We start from the raw sequence: 17,462 nt of genomic DNA, 5'->3' as shown, positions 1-17,462 counted from the left end.
AAGTTAAAGAACCCTTCGCGCGCGAAGGCGCTTCGCTTGCGAAGTGGCGCTTCGCGCATATGCGCGAGCGCAAGTTATCAGCAGTTGAGGTGAATTACCGCGTGGCAATCACCGCGCGGCCGGAGTTCGGCCCTACTTTGGCCCGCATGGTTGAGAAGGATTCGACGGCGCGGACCCGGGAACTGGGCCACCGCATGAGGGCGTTCCGGCAGCGCAGGCACTTCAGCGGAGCCGACGTCAGCCGCCGTAACGGCTGGTTGCAGAGCAAGGTCACGAGGTGGGAACAAGGGCTGCGCGAGCTGTCCGTGGTGGACGCGGCGCTGTATCTCGCGACCTGCGGCGAGGCGGAGCCCGAACGTGACCTGCTGCTGGAATTGACGCAGCCCGGCGGAGACCTGTACTGGGTGCGGCCGTACTTCGACGAGCTCGTCGACCCGATGGAATCCCTGGCTATCCAAGAGAATCTCGCGCACACGCTGGTCCGCTACGAGTCGTTGACCCTCCCCGGGCTGTTGCAGACCGAGCCGTACGCCCGCACCGCCTTCGAGCTGATCGGCAACCGCGACCAGGCGCAGCTGGACATGATCGTGAGCGCGCGGATGGACCGGCAGCGGTTGCTGCAGCGCGACAAGCCGCCGAAGTGCCGGTTCTACGTCCACGAGCGCGCGCTGCGGTCGGTCATCGGCGGTCCCCGGATCATGCACGAGCAACTGCTCCATCTCGTCCTGTCGGCGAACCTGCCCTATTGCTCCATTCGTATCGTCCCCGAAAGCAACGAGGTGAGCAGAACGATCGAGAATTCTTTCACCATCATGGAATTCACGGAACATCCGGCGGTGGTGTACACGGATTCCTATGCGGCCGGAGTGTTCGTCGACGACCGGGCGGCGGTCGAGGCGTATTATTCACTTGTCGCGCGCCTGGAAAGCGATTCCTTGACCGAGGAGCGGTCACGCCAGCTGCTCGCCGAGTGGGCGGACCGGTACGACCGGATGGAGGAGTGACCCTGACGAGGTTTCCCTCGGCGGCCTCCTGGGGTAATCCTTCCTGTAGCCGAGGAGAAGGAGTTCGTCGTGTCGAAGACGCAGGGTGGTGCCCCGGTCGCCGAGGCGGAGATCGAGCGGAAGTACGACTTGGCGGCCGACAGGCCGATCCCGCGGTTGGTCCCGGTAGGTCCCGTGACGAGCCAGGCCGATCCGAGGGTCGACCTCCTCGACGCCACGTACTTCGACACTCCCGACTTCCGGCTCGCGCAGGCGGGTATCACGCTGCGGCGGAGGCTCGGCGGAAGCGACGAGGGCTGGCACCTGAAGCTCCCCGTCGGTGAGGACAGGCGCGAGGAACTCCGCCTCCCGCTGTCCGGCAAGCCGGACAAGGTGCCCGGCGCGCTGGCGAGGCTGGTCCGGGCGCACACCCTCGGCGCCAAACTCGTCCAGGCCGCGCATCTGCGCACCGAGCGCACGTCGTACGCCTTGCTCGACGTCGAGGGCCGCGAGCTGGCGACGTTGACCGACGACGTCGTCACCGGTGAGGCCGGCGGGGACGAGGCGCACCTCGACCGCTGGCGGGAGATCGAGATCGAACTCTCGCCCGGCGCCGATCCCGCCGTGCTCGACAGCCTGGACCAGGCTGTCGTGAGCGCGGGCGCGGAGCGGTCGAGGTGGCCGTCGAAGCTTCGGCGGCTGACCGATGAGCTCGTGCCTTCGGCGCGGGGAGCGTCCGGGTCGGTGCTGGCGGATTATCTCGCTGAGCAGCTGGATGTGCTGCGACGCAACGACATCGGGGTGCGCCGGGACGTGGGGGACGCGGTGCACAAGATGCGGGTCGCGAGCAGGCGGCTGCGCAGCGGCTTGAAAACCTTTGGTCGCTCGTTCGACGCCGATGTCGCGAACGGGCTCACCGCCGAACTTCGCTGGCTCGGCGGCGAACTCGGGCCGGCGAGGGACACCGAGGTGATGGCCGCACGCCTGCACGACGAGGTCAAGGCACTCCCGGCCGAATTGGTACTCGGCAACGTCGAGCAGCTGATGACCAGGCACTTCGCGCGCGAGGCCGAAGAGTCGAAGGCGCGCGCCATCCGGGCGCTCGACAGCAAGCGGTACACGGAATTGTTGCGAGCGCTGGAAAAGCTCGTCGGCAAACCGCGGAAGATCAAGGAAGGCAAGAAGGAACTACGCAAGGCGGTCGCGCGTACGGACCGGAAGTTGCGCAGCGCCGTCGCCGCGGCGAGTGAGCTCGAAAGCGGCGCGGAGCAGGACGCCGCGTTGCACGAGGTGCGCAAGAAGGCGAAGCGTGCCCGGTACGCGGCGGACGCGGTCCGGCCGGTGACCGGCAAGAAGCTTCGAAAATGGCGAAAGAACGTCAAGGAGGTGCAAAGCACGCTCGGTACGCACCACGACTTCGTGGTCACCCGGGAGACCCTGCGGCTTCTCGGTCTCCGTGCCTACGCCGAGAACGAAAACGCTTTCACGTATGGCCTCCTGCACGGACGTTCCGTCGCCTCCGCCGAGGCCGAGCGTCGGCGCTTCGCCGGAGAATGGCAAGAGATGAGTAAAGGTTCCCACCCGAAATGGCTCAAATGAGGTAGCCCGGGTTGACCTCTCGCCCTCGCTGAGTACGGTCGAGGGAACTTGGTGGTCTGGAGAGAGGCGCCCCCAATGTTGCCTGGCCAGCGCGTTCCCGGCGAACAGCCGCCCCTGGCCGTGACCACCCGCCGCCGGAAAGACGGCGTCGTCGTCCTCACCGCGGTGGGGGAGATCGACGCGGCCACCGTCGGACGGTTCCGTACCGAACTCACCGGCGCGTGTGGCACGGGCAAGCAAGTGATCCTGGACCTTTCCAGGGTCGGTTTCCTCAGTTGCGCGGGGCTGCACGTGCTCGAAGAGGCCAACGCCGTGGCGCCCCGGTTCTCGGTGATCGTGAAGACCCCATTGGTGTCACGGATTCTGGACGTCAGCGGGGTCGGAGCCGATCTCGACGTCCGGCGTGACGTGGAGGACTTACAGGACAGCGCCTAGGCGCTGTCCTGCAAGTCATGTTCGCGGTCTTCGCGCCCAGGCGGTCCCTGACGGCACGGGCGGATGCGGCCGAGTACGACCCGGTACGAGGCCGATCCGCCCGCACCGCCAGGAACCACCTGGATCACGAAGCCCATCGAACAGACTTACAGGACAGCGCCTAGGCCCCGTCGAGTTCGACCTCTTCGGCGCTGACGTCCGGCAGCAGGCCACGCCACCGCGGATTCCGCAGGCAGCCGGACTCGGTCCAGCCGCCGAAGACGACCTCGCCGACGACGGTCGGGCGCGACCAGCGCGCGTCCCGTGCCTGTTTGTCCGGGACGGAGCGGAACGGGGATGTCTTGCGTTCCAACCGGGTCAGTCGCCGGGACAGCTCCTCCAGTTCGTCGGCCGCGAAGCCAACGCCGACGTTTCCGATGTACCGCAAGCCATCCTCGTGTGGGACGCCGAGCAGCAACGAGCTGAACGTGCCCGCCCGGCTGCCGCCACCCGGCCGCCAGCCGCCGAGCACCACTTGCTGGACCCTGGCCCCGGTGATGGAAAGCCATTCCCCGGTACGCCTTCCCGGGTGATACGCGGAGTCGGCCCGTTTGGCCACGATGCCGGCCAGCCCGTGTTCGCGGGCCGCACGTGCGACCGCGCCGCCGTCTCCGGGGTAATACCGGGTGACCTGCCAATGCGGTCCGGCGAGCCCGAGCTCGCCGAGGAGTTCCCGCCGTTGGACATAGGACGACTCGACGCAGGAACGGCCTTCCAGATGCAGCAGATCGTTCACCAGGTAGAACGCCGGATAGCGCGAGGTGAGCCGTTTCGCGGAAGCCTTCGTCGCCCGCGCGCGGTGCCCGAGCCCGTCCGGACTCGGCTTCCCGCCGTCGAAGACGACGATTTCCCCGTCAAGAAAGGCTTCCGTGGTACCGAGTTGTTCGCCGAGCCCGCGGAATTCGGGGTACAGACCGGTGACGTCGTCGCCTGAATCGTCGTACGCGGTGATCCTGCCCCCGGTCACGCGGATCAAGGTGCGGCGTCCGGACCAGTCGAATTCGTAGGCCCATTCCGCGTCTTCGGCGGTCGATGGGAGACGGCCCGGTCTGGACAGCATCGGGGCGAGGAACGAGGGGAGTTCCACGCGGCCGGGATCGGCGGGGTCGAGCCGTTTGAGCAGCCAGCCGCGATCCTTGCCGTCCTTCTTCACATTGAGGAAGAGGTATTTCCCGCGTGCGCGTTTCCCGTGGAAGACGACCTCGACCTTGTGGTCGTTGAAGTGCAGCGTTTCGTATCGGCCGGTGTCCCAGATCGTCATGGTGCCACCGCCGTATTCGCCGGCGGGTATGTCGCCTTCGAAGGTCAGGTATTCCATCGGGTGGTCTTCGGTGTGCACGGCGAGGCGTTCGAGATCGGGCGACATCGGCAGGCCTTTCGGCACCGCCCACGAGACCAGTACCCCGTCCCGTTCGAGCCGGATGTCCCAGTGCAGGCTGCTCGCATGGTGTTCCTGGATGACGAAGAGATCGTCGGCCCCGGTCTCCCCGTCGCGATCGGGAAGGGGTTCGGGTGTCCGCCCCGGTCTGCGCTTACGACGGTAATCGCCGAGTTTCTCCGCCATGGTCGGCCAGCGCACCCCTTTCCGGGTCGGGTCACGCAAGCCTAGCGCCGTTCATGGTCTTCCCGTGCGATGAAGGCCCCTTTTCCTGTGGTGAAAGCAGGAAAAGGGGCCTTCGTACCGATTTGGCTCAGTCGGTTTCGGCCAGCGCCTCCGCGAACTGCGCGGCGTAGAGCCGCGAGTACGCGCCCCCGGTGAGCAGCAGCGTTTCGTGATCGCCCTGTTCGACGATCGAGCCGTTCTCCATCACCAGGATGACGTCCGCGTCGCGGATGGTGGAGAGCCGGTGCGCGATGACGAAACTCGTCCGCCCCTCGCGCAGCGAATTCATCGCCCGCTGGATCAGCACCTCGGTGCGGGTGTCGACCGAGCTGGTCGCCTCGTCGAGGATGAGGATCGCGGGTTTCGCCAGGAACGCCCGCGCGACGGTGATCAGCTGTTTCTCGCCGGTGCTGACCGTGCCGCCCTCGTCGTCGATCACCGTGTCGTAGCCGTCCGGAAGGGTGCGGACGAACCGGTCGACGTGGGTCGCCTTGGCCGCTGCCACGATCTCCTCCTGCGTGGCGCCCGTGGAACCGTAGGCGATGTTCTCGGCGATGGTGCCGCCGAACAGCCACGCGTCCTGCAGCACCATGCCGGTCTTGGCCCGCAGATCCTCGCGGTCCATCCCGGCGATGTCGACACCGTCGAGGGTGATGCGGCCGCCGTCGAGTTCGTAGAACCGCATGAGCAGGTTGACCAGCGTGGTCTTCCCCGCGCCGGTCGGGCCGACGATGGCCACGGTGTGCCCCGGTTCGACGGTGAGCGACAGATCTTCGATGAGCGGCGTGTCCTCGGTGTACCGGAACGACACGTGCTCGAACTCGACCTGGCCCCGGAGCTTCTCCACCCGCGCGGGTTGGGCGGGCTCGGGCTCCTGCTCGTCCGCGTCGAGCAACGCGAAGACCCGCTCCGCGGACGCGATCCCGGACTGCAGCAGGTTCGCCATGCTGGCGATCTGCGTGACCGGCTGGCTGAACTGCCGCGAGTACTGGATGAACGCCTGGACGTCGCCGAGCGACAAGGTCCCGGAGGCCACGCGCAGCGCGCCGATCACGGCCACCAGTACGTAGCTCAGGTTGCCGATGAACATCATCGCGGGCTGGATGGTGCCCGAGATGAACTGCGCCTTGAAGCTCGCGCCGTAGAGCGTGTCGTTGTGCTCGCGGAAGACCTCTTCGGCCTCCTCGCGGCGGCCGAACACCTTGACCAGCGAGTGCCCGGTGTACATCTCCTCGATATGCGCGTTGAGCCGCCCGGTGGTGGACCACTGCTTGATGAACTGCGGCTGCGCCCTCTTGCCGATCTTGGCCGCGACGATCACCGACGCCGGCACCGAAAGCAGCGCGACCAGCGCCAGTACCGGTGAGATGACGAACATCATCACGAGCACACCGACGACCATCAGCAGTGACGACACGATCTGCCCGAGGGTCTGCTGGAGGGACAGCGCGAGATTGTCGATGTCGTTGGTCGCCCGGCTCAGCACCTCACCGCGCGGCTGGCGGTCGAAGTAGCTCAGCGGGAGCTTGGCGAACTTCTCCTCGATCCGCTCCCGCAGGTCGAACACGGCCCGCTGGACCAGGGTCGTGGTCAGCCGAGTCTGCAACAGCGAGAAGAACGACGCCACGATGTAGAGCAGCAGAACCCACAGCAAGACCTGACCGACGGCGTCGAGGTCGATGCGCTGACCCGGGACGAAGTCGATCCCCGAGAACAGGTCGGCGAGGGTGTTGTCGCCTTCCGCCCGAAGCCCGGCGATGACCTGTTCCTTGCTCACCCCCGAAGGCATGTCCTTCGCGACGACGCCCGCGAAGATGAGGTCCGTCGCCATGCCGAGGATCTTCGGGCCGATGACGCTCAGCGTGACACTGGCGATGCCGAAGATCAGGATCCCGTACAGCATGGCTCGCTGCGGTTGCAGCAGGCGCAGCAGGCGTTTCAGTGATCCCTTGAAGTCCAAGGCCTTCTCGGCGGGCTGGCCACCCGTGAAGCCGCGCCCGAAACCGCTTCCGCCGGAGCCGGGGCTCCGTGCCGCGCTGGCGCGCTCGCCCACCGGTTCGGCCGGCGCGTTCGTGCTGTCCGAAGTGGACTCTGTTGACTCGGGCGCGCTCATCAGGCGGCCTCCTGCTCGGTCAGCTGGGACAGCACGATCTCCCGATAGGTTTCGTTGCCGTCCATGAGTTCGGTATGCGTGCCGCTGCCGACGACGCGGCCTTCGTCGAGCACGATGATGCGGTCGGCTTGGCGGATCGTGCTGACCCGCTGCGCGACGATGACCACGGTCGCTTCGGCGGTTTCGGCCACGAGCGCCCGCCGCAGCGCGGCGTCGGTCGCGTAGTCGAGCGCGGAGAAGGAGTCGTCGAAGAGGTAGATCTCGGGGCGCCGCACCAGCATCCGCGCGATCGCGAGCCGCTGTCGCTGCCCGCCCGAGACGTTGGTCCCGCCCTGGGAGATGGGGGAGTTCAACCCCTCGGACATCCGTTCGACGAACTCCTTGCCCTGGGCCACCTCCAGCGCGTGCCAGAGTTCCTCGTCGGTGGCGTCGGCCTTGCCGTAGCGAAGGTTGCTCGCGACCGTCCCGGCGAACAGGTACGGCTTCTGCGGCACAAGTCCGACGGCGTCGGACAGCACGGTCTGATCCAGTTCCCGGACGTCGACGTCGTCGACACGCACCGAGCCGTCGGTGGCGTCCATCAGCCGGGGGATCAGGTTGAGCAGCGTGGTCTTCCCGCTGCCGGTACTGCCGATGATCGCGGTGGTCTCACCGGGCCTGGCCAGCAGCGAGATCCCTTGCAGCACCGGCTTTTCCGCGCCGGGGTAGCGGAATTCCACATCGGACAGTTCGAGTCGTCCGTGCACTTCGCCGGGGCTGATCGGGTTCGCCGGGAGGACGACGCTGGAGTGCGTGTCGAGCACCTCGGTGATGCGCTCGGCGCTGACCTCGGCGCGCGGCACCATCATGAACATGAAGGTGGCCATCATGACCGCCATCAGGATCTGCATCAGGTACGACAGGAACGCGGTGAGCGCGCCGATCTGCATGCTGCCGTCGTCGATGCGGAGCCCGCCGAACCACAGCACGGCGACGCTGGAGGCGTTCATCACGAGCATGACGATGGGGAACATCAGGGCCATGAGCCTGCCGACGACCAGCGAGACGTCCAGCAGGGAGGTGTTGGCCTCGGCGAACCGCCGCCGCTCGTGGGTGTCCTTGACGAAGGCGCGGATCACGCGGATGCCCATGATCTGCTCGCGCAGGATCTGGTTGATCTTGTCGATGCGCTTCTGCATCAGCCGGAACGCAGACCGCATCTTCGCGATGATGACCCCGACCGAGATGCCGAGGATCGGCACCGCGAGCACGAGCAGCCAGGAGAGGGTGACGTCCTGGTTCAGCGCCATGATGATGCCGCCGAAGCACATGATCGGCGCGGAAACCATCAGGGTGAACGTCATCAACGTCAGCATCTGCACCTGCTGGACGTCGTTGGTGGTGCGGGTGATCAGCGAGGGCGTCCCGAACTGGCCGACCTCGCGGGCGGAGAAGTCCTGCACCCGGTGGAAGATCGCGCCGCGGACGTCGCGGCCGACCGCCATCGCGGTGCGGGCGCCGTAGTAGACCGCGCCGATCGAGCAGGCGATCTGCACCAGCGACACCAGCAGCATGACGCCGCCGACGCCGAGGATGTAGTCGATGTCGCCCTTGACGACGCCGTCGTCGATGATGTCGGCGTTCAGCGTCGGCAGGTAGAGCCCGGCGAGGGTCTGGACGAACTGCAGCAACACGATCAGCCACAGGTCTCGCCGGTACGGGCGCAGGTGAATGCGCAACAGCTTGGTCAGCACAACGGTTTCTCCCCCAGTGGTGGGTAGGGTGTCACTTCTGGTTCGGGTTCGGGCCGGTGAGCGAGGGGACGCCCGCCGAGGCTTCGCGCAGGAGGACGTCGAGCGTCTCCAGGAACGGCCTGGCGCCCTCGTCGACCAACCAGCTGAAGAACGCCGTCTTCACCGCGGACTCCACGATCGCCGCCATGAGCCGCGCGTTCAACGCGTTTTCCGCGTCCGCGCCCGCACGTTCGAGGATGGCGCCCGCCAGCACCTGTTCGACCTTGGCGTGCGCTTTGAGGAACTCGCCCTGCACCGACGGGTGCAAGAGCAGCGACCGCGCCAGCTCGACCGAGCCGCGATTCGGCTCCCCCAGGCTGCCGTAGGCTTCCAGCGTCGCGGTGCCGACCGCCTCCCACAGCGTCTCTCCCGCAGGCCGCTCGCGCAGCGCCTCCCGCAGGAGTTCCTGCCGTTCGACGATGAACGAGCAGATCGCCTCCTCCTTGCTGGAGAAGTAGTTGTTGAACGTGCGTGGCGAGACCCCGACGGCGGTGGCGATGTCCTCGACGCGGACCTGTTCGACGCCCTTTTCCATGGCGAGTCTGAGTGCCGCCTCGCTCATGGCACGACGGGCCGCGCGCTTCTTGCGTTCGCGCAGCCCCAAGGGCGCGGGCGGGTCGAGGGGCATGCGACCAGCCTAAGGAAAACTTGCGTGGCACGCAAATTTATGCGCAATCCGCACTTTTCGGACATCCCCCGTGGCGTGGAACACGCAAGATGCAGCCGAATGGCCTAGCGTGCGGCGCTCACCAGCCGTAACGCGTTCGTGACCAGGTCACTGCCAGCGGTCGAACGGAAACCGACTGTGGACACGGATAGTGACTTCTGCTTGCATGGCCGTCGTTGTGCTGGGGAGTGCGACACGGGTCCGGGTATGCGAAGAGAAAGAAGTGGAAGCACATGGTGACGCGGGCTCGAGGCTTGCTTGACCGCTCACGGGTTCTTCTGGACCGTTCCAGGGTCGCCGCGGCGCAGTTCCTCGCCGCACCGCCCAGGCACGCTCCGTCGGCTCCGCCGGTCGAACCGGCGGTGGAACAGCGGCCCGCCGTGGACGCGCCGGAGGCCGGTGCGCTCGCGGGCGTCTGTTCCAATGTCGCGCTGCGCGACCTCAACCTGCTCGACCAGCTGCTGGCCCAGCTGGAGACGATGGAGGCGGGGGAGGAGAACTCCGACCGTCTCGCCGAGCTCTACCGGCTCGACCACCTCGCGACCCGCTTGCGGCGCAACGCCGAGAACCTGCGCGTGCTCGCCGGCCGCGACGCCGACGACACGACGGCCGGGATCTCGTCCGTGCTCGACGTGATGCGGGCCGCGATGTCGTCGATCGACCACTACTCGCGGATCACGATCGGCCGCGTCGTTTCGCTCGGTGTCGTCGGCTTCGCCGCCGAAGACGTCAGCCGGATCCTCGCGGAACTGTTCGACAACGCGGCGAACCAGTCTTCGCCGAGTTCGCCGGTCAGCGTCAGCGCGCACCTCACCGAACAGGGCAGCGTGCTGATCCGCATCGAGGACGAAGGCATCGGCATGCCGCCCGAACGTCTCGCGGCGCTGAACGAGCGGCTGGCGGCCGGCCCGGTGCTCGACGACGATTCCGTGCGGCATATGGGACTCGCGGTCGTCGGCAGGCTCGCCGACCGGCACGAGATCACCGTCAAACTCGACCGCCGCACCCCGCACGGCACGGTCGCGACCGTGCTGCTGCCGGTCCCGGTGGTGTCGGAGCTGGCCGAGAAGCAGTGGTCCGGTTCGCAGACCGTCGTGCTGCCGCAGGCCAGGATCACCAACGGAGCGCCCGTGGGCGACCCGGTCGCGACGCCGTCCGGGCTGCCGAGGCGCCGTCCCGCCCCCACCCCCGCGGCGGAACCGGAACAACGGAAGCCAAGCCCGCGTCCGCGCACGGCCTTCGAGCCGCCCGCCGACGGCGGCACCACGGCCAGCGGCCTTCCGCGCCGGGTTTCCCGCAGTATCAGGACTTTGCCCGACGAACCGGCCCCGCCGACCACCCCGCTCGCCGACGCGGCGGACGGGCACGAGGCGCTGCTGGCCGACCTCGATGCCTTCAGCGACGGCGAGCGTGCCGCTCTCGACGACCGGCACGAGCGTGAGACCGGAGGAAACACCCAGTGACCGCCCAGGACGCGACCACGGATTTCACGTGGCTGCTCGACGACTTCGTGCGCAAGGTGCACGGCGCCAGTCACGCGCTGATCATGTCCGTCGACGGTTTCCCTTTGACCGCTTCGGAATCGGTGTCCAGCGACGACGCCGAACAGCTTGCCGCCATCGCGAGCGGCCTGCTCAGCCTCGCGGGCAACAGCGCCACGTTGTTCGGCAAGGGCACCTGCGAGCAGATCATCATCCGGCTCACCCGCGGCTACTTCCTGTTCATGGGGATCGGCTCGGAGGCCGGGCTCGCGGTGCTCACCGAGCCGGACTGCGACATGAAGGTCGTCGCCTACGAGATGACCCAGTTCATCACCAACGCCGGTCACGCCCTCACTCCCGAGGTGCGAGCGGGACTCCGGCAGGTCCTGACCGCCCGACGGCCGCAGGCCTGAGAATCCGGAGAAGGAAGGGATGACCGTGTCCACCGACCAATCTCCGGACCGGCCCGTCAAGATGCGCAGCCGCAGAATCCGGCCGTACGCGCTGACGGGCGGCCGGACCAAGAGCAGCCAGCTGCTGCTCGTGGAGACCCTGATCTCGGTCCCGCGCTACGACCCGTCGCTGGCCGAGGCCCTGATGCCCGAATCGCGCGCGCTGTACGAGCGCGCCCGCGACCGCTCGTCGATCGCCGAGCTTTCGGTGGGACTGGATCTGCCACTCGGCGTGGTCCGGGTGCTCATCGGCGACCTCGCCACCCAGGGCGCCGTCTTCGTGCACCCGACGGCCCACGCCTACAACCACGATACGAACGTGCTCGAGAGGATCCTCGATGGACTCAAGCGCCTCCCGGTCTGACGCCGATCTCTTGGCGATCTCCGCCAAGATCGTGGTCGCCGGTGGATTCGGCGTGGGCAAGACGACGTTCGTCGGCTCCGTCTCCGAGGTCCCGCCACTGAGCAACGAGGCATGGATGACCGAGGCCGGCGCCGGGGTCGACGAGCTGGTGCCGCCCGGGACCAAATCCACCACCACGGTCGCGATGGACTTCGGCCGGATCACCCTGCGTGAAGACCTGCTCCTGTACCTGTTCGGCACGCCGGGCCAAGCCAGGTTCTGGTTCCTCTGGGACGACCTCTCGCGCGGCGCGCTCGGCGCCGTCGTGCTGGTCGACACCAGCCGGATCGACCAGTCATTCGCCGCGATCAACTACTTCGAGAACGACTCCGAGCTGCCGTTCATCGTCGCGGTCAACCAGTTCGAGGGCATGCCGGTGCACGACCTCGACGAGGTCCGCGACGCGCTGGCGCTGTCCCCGGACATCCCGCTGGTCACGTGCGACGCCCGCGATCCGAAGTCCGCGGTCGCGACGTTGCAGGAACTGGTGTCGCACACGCTGTCCCTCGCGGTGGTCTCCGGGCCAGGTCGCGAGTTCGCCTCACTCAGCTGAACGGTTTCTGGGAGGAACGTCGAGGATGCGCAAGGTTCTGATCGTCGGTGCCGGGCAATCGGGGTTGCAGCTGGCTTTGAGCCTGCTGTCCCACGATTACGACGTCACGGTGATGTCGGCGCGGACGCCGGACGAGATCCGGTCCGGCAAGGTGATGTCGACCCAGTGCATGTTCCACTCCGCCCTGCAGCACGAGCGGGACCACAAGCTGAACCTGTGGGAGGACGAGACCGTCAAGGTCGAGGGGCTCGGCGTGTCGATCGCCGGACCGGACTCCAGCCGCGTGCTGGACTGGTTCGGGCCGTTGGAGCACTACGCGCAGTCGGTGGACCAGCGGGTGAAGATGGCGGCCTGGCTGGAGCTGGTGGAGGACCGCGGCGGCAAGGTCGTCATCCACGGCGTCACCACCTCGGATCTGGCGCCGCTGGCGAAGCTGTACGACCTGGTCGTCATCGCGGCGGGCAAGGGTGAGCTGGTCCAGCTGTTCGACCGGATCCCGGAGCGGTCGCCGTACACCGAACCGCAGCGCGCGCTCTCGCTGGCGTACGTGCACGGCCTCGAGCGACGCCCCGAGCATCCGGACAAGGCCGCGGTGCGGTTCAACATCATCCCCGGCGTGGGTGAGCTGTTCATGATCCCCGCGTACACGCTGAGCGGGAACTGCGACATCCTGTTCTTCGAGGGTGTCCCCGGCGGCCCGCTCGACTGCTGGGACGACCGGCCCTCGCCGCAGCAGCATCTCGACCGGATCCTGTCGCTGATGAAGCAGTTCCTCCCGTGGGAGTACGAGCGCTCGAGGAACGCCGTGCTGACCGACGCGAAGGCGACGCTGGCGGGCGGATACACGCCGGTCGTGCGGAACGCGGTCGGCAAGCTGGACTCGGGGACCGCGGTGCTCGGCATGGCCGACGTCGTGGTGGCCAACGACCCGATCACCGGCCAGGGTTCCAACAACGCGAGCCACTGCGCGGCGTCCTATCTGGACTCGATCCTCGATCGCGGGGACAAGCCGTTCGACGAGGAGTGGATGGCCGCGTCGTTCGAGAGGTACTGGGAGTACGCCCAGCACGTGACGACCTGGACGAACGCGATGCTGCAGCCGCCGCCCCCGCACGTGCTCCAGATCATCGGCGCGGCGGGGGAGAAGCCCGCCGTGGCGAAGCGGTTCGCGAACGGGTTCTCCGATCCGACCGATTTCCAGCACTGGTTCCTCGATCCCGCGAAAGCGGAGAAGTACCTGGCCGAGGCCTGATTCCGGAGCCGCGATGGTCCCGCGATCGGGTTCGCGGGACTGTCGCGTCGCGCCGTTTCGGGCTACCGTGGTCACCGTGCGTGAGTACGGTCGGTGACGGCGGTGGAGGTGCGGCGCGATGCGTTCGATGTGGAAGGGCTCAGTGTCCTTCGGACTGGTGAGCATCCCGATCCAGCTCTACGCGGCCACCGAGAACAAGAACGTCTCGTTGCGCCAGGTGCACGAGTCCGACGGCGGCCGCATCCAGTACAAGCGGTTCTGCACGATCGACGGTGAGGAAGTGCCCTACGCCGAGATCGCCAAGGGCTACGAACTGCCCGACGGTGAGATGGTCGTGCTCACCGACGAGGACATGGCGGAACTGCCGCTGGCGTCGTCGCGGGCGATCGACGTCCTCGAATTCGTGCCGCTGGAGTCCATCGACCCGATCCAGTTCGACAAGACGTACTACCTCGAACCACAGAAGAACGCCGTCAAACCGTACGTTGTCCTGCGTGACGCGCTGCAGAAGGCAAGCCATGTGGCGGTCGCGAAGGTCGCCATCCGGCAGCGGGAGACGCTCGCGATCCTGCGGGTCCACAGCGACGTCCTGACGATGACGACGATGTTGTGGCCCGACGAGGTCCGCGTCCCCGATTTCGGGTTCCTGGACGAGGATCCGCCGCAGGTGCGGCCGCAGGAGCTGACGATGGCGGGTTCGCTGATCGACTCGCTTTCGGAGCCGGTGTTCGAACAGGAGAAGTACGCCGATTCCTACCGCGAGGCCCTGGAGGCCATGATCGAGGCCAAGGCCGCGGGGAACGAGACCACGAAGCCGAAGGCCGTGGGCGCGAAGGCCGACGTCGTCGACCTCATGGAGGCCTTGCAGGCCAGCGTGAGCGAGGCGAAGAAGAGCAGGAAGCCTTCGACGGCCAAGAAGACCACCGCGGCGAAGAAACCCGCGTCCGGCAAGCGAACCCCGAAGAGCGCTTGACCCTCCTTTGTGGACGGTTGTGCCCGGTGTCACCGCGACACGCCGCGCCGTATGTCAGGATCTGTCGCCCCTCGGTGGTAGTAAGGCAATCGAGGAGAACTTTTCCGAAGCGATCTTCGACCTGATCGCGGGAGGCGGCATGAACATGGAGTGCGCGTTCTGCTCCGGCGGACTCGACCACTGCCACGGAACCCTGGTGGTCCACCTCGACGGTGGTTTCACCGAATGCGGCGAGGACGGCTGCGTCGATCACGACTTCGCCCGGCACACGCTGACGATCGACTGCTTCGACGTCGATGACGGCTGCACCTGCGCCGAGGTGGAGGCCCGGCTGCTGCTACGGGCTTCTTGACCGGCGGCCAATACAACACTCCGGCCCGATTCGGGCGATCACGACCGATTGCCACTCGAAGGTGTGGGCGTTCGTGTACATCGTGGCCGGGAATGTGTTAACTATGACGGGGTCCTCCGGCTCTCCCTCCCCCTCGGAGCCGGGGGACCCCTTCATGTCACGGTGCTTCCTTCGCGGTGTCGTGGATCGGAGCGCCGTCACAGGCGCGCACCGCCTCCCAGACTCGTTCTTCATCCGCGTAGTCCCGCGCGGGAAGGGCACCCAGCGGACCGAGGACGTCATCGCCCGCTCCGGCCGCCGCGGCGGCCCTCAGGAGTTCGTCGCGTCCACACGGGTAGGTCGCCTCCGTCAAGTACGGGCGAGGGTCCGTTCCTGCCATCGGCTCTGCCTCCTTCTCGTCGTCCGAGGCGGATACCCGGCGAGCGGTGAACGGAAACAGACCGGGCACCCGGCGTGAGGGGGAACGCCGGGTGCCCGGTCTGTTTCAGCGCCGGTACCGGGGGCTCGGTACCGGTTCGGTCCGGTGCTCAGTACCAGTGGGCGCGACCGCCGATGGCCTTCCCGGTGTTCCCGAGAACGGCCAGGATGATGCCGATGACCGCGACCGCGATCCCGATCGAGTACAGAACCGGGATGCTGGCGATGACACCGACGACAATCAGGATGACGCCGAGAATGATCACGGGAACACCTTCTCCTTCGTAGTCGCCCGGCCTGGGTGCTGCCGGGGTGGGGCTACTCAAGGGATTCCCGCTTCAATCCAGGAGAAACAGGTCCATCCGGCCGAAGTTTTCACGCATTCGGCCTAGCGGCCGCCCAGCCTCGTGAGCGGCGAGGATGGTGCTGGCGAGCTTCCTCTCAGGTGCACCAGCGGTCACAGTGGCTGCGCGTGAAGGACTCCTTCCCTCGGTACATGAAGGACCCCTTCCTGTACCTAGGCGCAAGGAAGGGGTCCTTCATGTACTGGGGCGGGCAAGGTCACAGTCGTGAAGGGGCCCTTCACGACACCCCACGGACCGCGACCGCTTACGTGAGCGCCTGACTGGAGGCCTTCACGGACCGGCCTGGCATCAACCGCAGCCGGAACCCACGTAGGTACCTAAGCCACCCTTGGCTCTGACCGTCCGTGCCACTCACGAGGCGGCGTGCCTCAGTACCGGTAGTGGTCCAGCTTGTACGGACCCTCGACGTCCACGCCGATGTACTCGGCCTGGCGCTTGGTCAGCTTCGTCAACCGGACACCCAGCGCGTCGAGGTGCAGACGGGCCACCTTTTCGTCGAGGTGCTTCGGCAGCACGTGGACGTCGGTGGCGTACTCGCCCTGCTTCGTGAACAGCTCGATCTGCGCGATCGTCTGGTTGGTGAAGGAGTTCGACATCACGAAGCTCGGGTGGCCGGTGGCGTTCCCGAGGTTCATCAGCCTGCCCTCGGACAGCACGATGATCGAGTGCTTTTCACGGCCGTCGGTCGCGGGGAAGACCCACTCGTGCACCTGCGGCTTGATCTCGATCTTCTCGATCCCGGGGATCTTCGCGAGCCCGGCCATGTCGATCTCGTTGTCGAAGTGGCCGACGTTCGCGACGATCGCGTTGTGCTTCATCTTGGCCATCTGGTCGGCCATGATGATGTCGAAGTTGCCGGTGGTGGTGATGAAGATGTCGCCGCGCGCGACGACGTCGTCGAGTTCCACGACGTCGAGGCCCTCCATCGCCGCCTGCAGCGCGCAGATCGGGTCGATCTCGGTGACGACCACGCGGGCGCCCTGGCCGCGCAGCGATTCCACCGCGCCCTTGCCGACGTCGCCGTAGCCGCAGACGACGGCGACCTTGCCCGCGATCATCACGTCGGTGCCGCGGTTGAGACCGTCGATGAGCGAGTGGCGGATGCCGTACTTGTTGTCGAACTTCGACTTCGTCACCGAGTCGTTCACGTTCATCGCCGGGAAGAGCAGCTCGCCTTCCTTGGCGAGCTTGTACAGCCGCTTGACGCCGTTGGTGGTCTCCTCGGTGACCCCGCGGACCTCCTTGGCGATTCGGGTGAACCGGCCGGTGTCGCGGCCGAGGCTCTCGCGCAGGGTCTCCAGCACGAGGTGGTACTCCTCGGGGTCTTCCTCGGTCGGCTGCGGCACGGCGCCGGCGGCCTCGAACTCGACGCCCTTGTGGATCAGCATGGTCGCGTCGCCGCCGTCGTCCAGGATCATGTTCGGGAGGCGGCCGTCGCCGAAGTCGAAGAGCTGGTCGGTGCACCACCAGTATTCGGCGAGCGTCTCACCCTTCCAGGCGAACACCGACGAACCCGACGGCTTGTCGACGGTGCCCTCCCGGCCGACGACGACGGCCGCGGCGGCCTCGTCCTGCGTGGAGAAGATGTTGCACGACACCCAGCGAACCTCGGCGCCGAGCGCGACGAGCGTCTCGATCAGCACGGCGGTCTGGACGGTCATATGCAGCGAACCCGCGACCCGCGCGCCCTTCAGCGGCTGCGAGTCGGCGTATTCGCGGCGCAGTGCCATCAAGCCGGGCATTTCGACCTCGGCGAGGCGCAGTTGCTTGCGGCCGGCCTCGGCGAGCGAGAGATCGGCGACGGCGAATTCGATCCCGTTGACCTTGGACAGGGTGGGGCTCACAGGTTCTCCAATCATCAAGGAAGGCAGGGCGGAGCCGTCCTTCTCGCCGGTGGCGGGAAGGACGGTGTCAGTGCGGGGGTTCAGCGCACGGCCTCGACGACGAAGGCCGGAAAAGGGTTTCGACGCAAAGAAAGGCACCTCCGCAGTGGGAGGCGCCCT

17 protein-coding genes are annotated in these 17,462 nt (G+C 67.0%); 10 read left to right on the top strand and 7 right to left on the bottom strand.

Translation table 11 applies throughout. From position 1 onward, the window contains the following. Positions 1–146 precede the first annotated feature (146 nt). From DL990_RS37025 to DL990_RS37015, 3 genes are all read left to right on the top strand, one after another. On the top strand, positions 147–1,004 hold the full coding sequence (locus DL990_RS37025) for a helix-turn-helix transcriptional regulator (protein WP_125801475.1): 858 nt from the start codon (positions 147–149) through the stop codon (positions 1,002–1,004). A gap of 69 nt (positions 1,005–1,073) precedes the next feature. Further along, complete coding sequence (locus DL990_RS37020; protein ID WP_199746755.1) at positions 1,074–2,582, top strand: CYTH and CHAD domain-containing protein; 1,509 nt, start codon at positions 1,074–1,076, stop codon at positions 2,580–2,582. Between the two features lie 75 nt (positions 2,583–2,657). Continuing rightward, positions 2,658–3,017: an STAS domain-containing protein gene (locus DL990_RS37015; RefSeq protein ID WP_125801473.1), complete on the top strand. Its 360-nt coding sequence runs from the start codon at positions 2,658–2,660 to the stop codon at positions 3,015–3,017. A gap of 160 nt (positions 3,018–3,177) precedes the next feature. Here the strand turns inward: DL990_RS37015 and DL990_RS37010 are convergent, their stop codons facing one another. From DL990_RS37010 to DL990_RS36995, 4 genes are all read right to left on the bottom strand, one after another. Next, complete coding sequence (locus DL990_RS37010) at positions 3,178–4,635, bottom strand: DNA polymerase ligase N-terminal domain-containing protein (protein ID WP_125781955.1); 1,458 nt, start codon at positions 4,633–4,635, stop codon at positions 3,178–3,180. Between the two features lie 112 nt (positions 4,636–4,747). Continuing rightward, the gene (locus DL990_RS37005) at positions 4,748–6,772 is read right to left on the bottom strand and encodes an ABC transporter ATP-binding protein (RefSeq protein WP_125781941.1); all 2,025 of its coding nucleotides are present in this window, start codon (positions 6,770–6,772) and stop codon (positions 4,748–4,750) included. Next, positions 6,772–8,505, bottom strand: a complete 1,734-nt coding sequence (locus DL990_RS37000) for an ABC transporter ATP-binding protein (protein ID WP_125781939.1) — start codon at positions 8,503–8,505, stop codon at positions 6,772–6,774. Before DL990_RS37000 ends, DL990_RS37005 begins: the two co-directional genes overlap by 1 nt. A 31-nt stretch (positions 8,506–8,536) precedes the next feature. Continuing rightward, positions 8,537–9,172, bottom strand: a complete 636-nt coding sequence (locus tag DL990_RS36995) for a TetR/AcrR family transcriptional regulator (protein WP_125781937.1) — start codon at positions 9,170–9,172, stop codon at positions 8,537–8,539. Between the two features lie 272 nt (positions 9,173–9,444). Here DL990_RS36995 and DL990_RS36990 point away from each other — a divergent pair, with 272 nt between their 5' ends. From DL990_RS36990 to DL990_RS36960, 7 genes are all read left to right on the top strand, one after another. Then, positions 9,445–10,674 (top strand): ATP-binding protein, encoded by a 1,230-nt coding sequence (locus tag DL990_RS36990; protein ID WP_125781935.1) that lies wholly within the window; start codon positions 9,445–9,447, stop codon positions 10,672–10,674. Beyond that, positions 10,671–11,105, top strand: a complete 435-nt coding sequence (locus tag DL990_RS36985) for a roadblock/LC7 domain-containing protein (protein WP_125781933.1) — start codon at positions 10,671–10,673, stop codon at positions 11,103–11,105. Before DL990_RS36990 ends, DL990_RS36985 begins: the two co-directional genes overlap by 4 nt. A gap of 19 nt (positions 11,106–11,124) precedes the next feature. Further along, positions 11,125–11,508 carry a DUF742 domain-containing protein gene (locus DL990_RS36980; RefSeq protein ID WP_125781931.1) on the top strand — a complete coding sequence of 128 codons (384 nt, stop codon included), beginning with the start codon at positions 11,125–11,127 and terminating at the stop codon, positions 11,506–11,508. Further along, complete coding sequence (locus DL990_RS36975) at positions 11,483–12,100, top strand: ATP/GTP-binding protein (protein WP_125781929.1); 618 nt, start codon at positions 11,483–11,485, stop codon at positions 12,098–12,100. The genes DL990_RS36980 and DL990_RS36975 overlap by 26 nt, the downstream gene beginning before the upstream one ends. Positions 12,101–12,125: 25 nt before the next feature. Then, positions 12,126–13,352: a styrene monooxygenase/indole monooxygenase family protein gene (locus tag DL990_RS36970; protein ID WP_125781927.1), complete on the top strand. Its 1,227-nt coding sequence runs from the start codon at positions 12,126–12,128 to the stop codon at positions 13,350–13,352. Positions 13,353–13,470: 118 nt separating this feature from the next. Next, positions 13,471–14,325: a Ku protein gene (locus DL990_RS36965; RefSeq protein WP_125781925.1), complete on the top strand. Its 855-nt coding sequence runs from the start codon at positions 13,471–13,473 to the stop codon at positions 14,323–14,325. 139 nt (positions 14,326–14,464) lie between these two features. Next, on the top strand, positions 14,465–14,677 hold the full coding sequence (locus tag DL990_RS36960; protein ID WP_125781923.1) for a hypothetical protein: 213 nt from the start codon (positions 14,465–14,467) through the stop codon (positions 14,675–14,677). Between the two features lie 157 nt (positions 14,678–14,834). On the opposite strand, the gene DL990_RS36955 is transcribed toward DL990_RS36960, so the two are convergent. From DL990_RS36955 to ahcY, 3 genes are all read right to left on the bottom strand, one after another. Continuing rightward, on the bottom strand, positions 14,835–15,056 hold the full coding sequence (locus DL990_RS36955; RefSeq protein WP_125781921.1) for a DUF2795 domain-containing protein: 222 nt from the start codon (positions 15,054–15,056) through the stop codon (positions 14,835–14,837). Positions 15,057–15,204: 148 nt separating this feature from the next. Continuing rightward, positions 15,205–15,360, bottom strand: coding sequence for a DUF6131 family protein (locus tag DL990_RS41600; protein ID WP_199746754.1), 156 nt, complete (start codon positions 15,358–15,360; stop codon positions 15,205–15,207). 467 nt (positions 15,361–15,827) lie between these two features. After that, the gene (gene ahcY, locus DL990_RS36950; RefSeq protein WP_199746753.1) at positions 15,828–17,303 is read right to left on the bottom strand and encodes an adenosylhomocysteinase; all 1,476 of its coding nucleotides are present in this window, start codon (positions 17,301–17,303) and stop codon (positions 15,828–15,830) included. Positions 17,304–17,462: the final 159 nt, after the last annotated feature.

The sequence above is a fragment of the Amycolatopsis sp. WAC 01416 genome (genome assembly GCF_003947485.1).
Classification (GTDB): Bacteria; Actinomycetota; Actinomycetes; order Mycobacteriales; family Pseudonocardiaceae; genus Amycolatopsis.
Note: the sequence above shows the minus strand (reverse complement) of the source record. Positions and strands in the feature narration are given on the sequence as shown.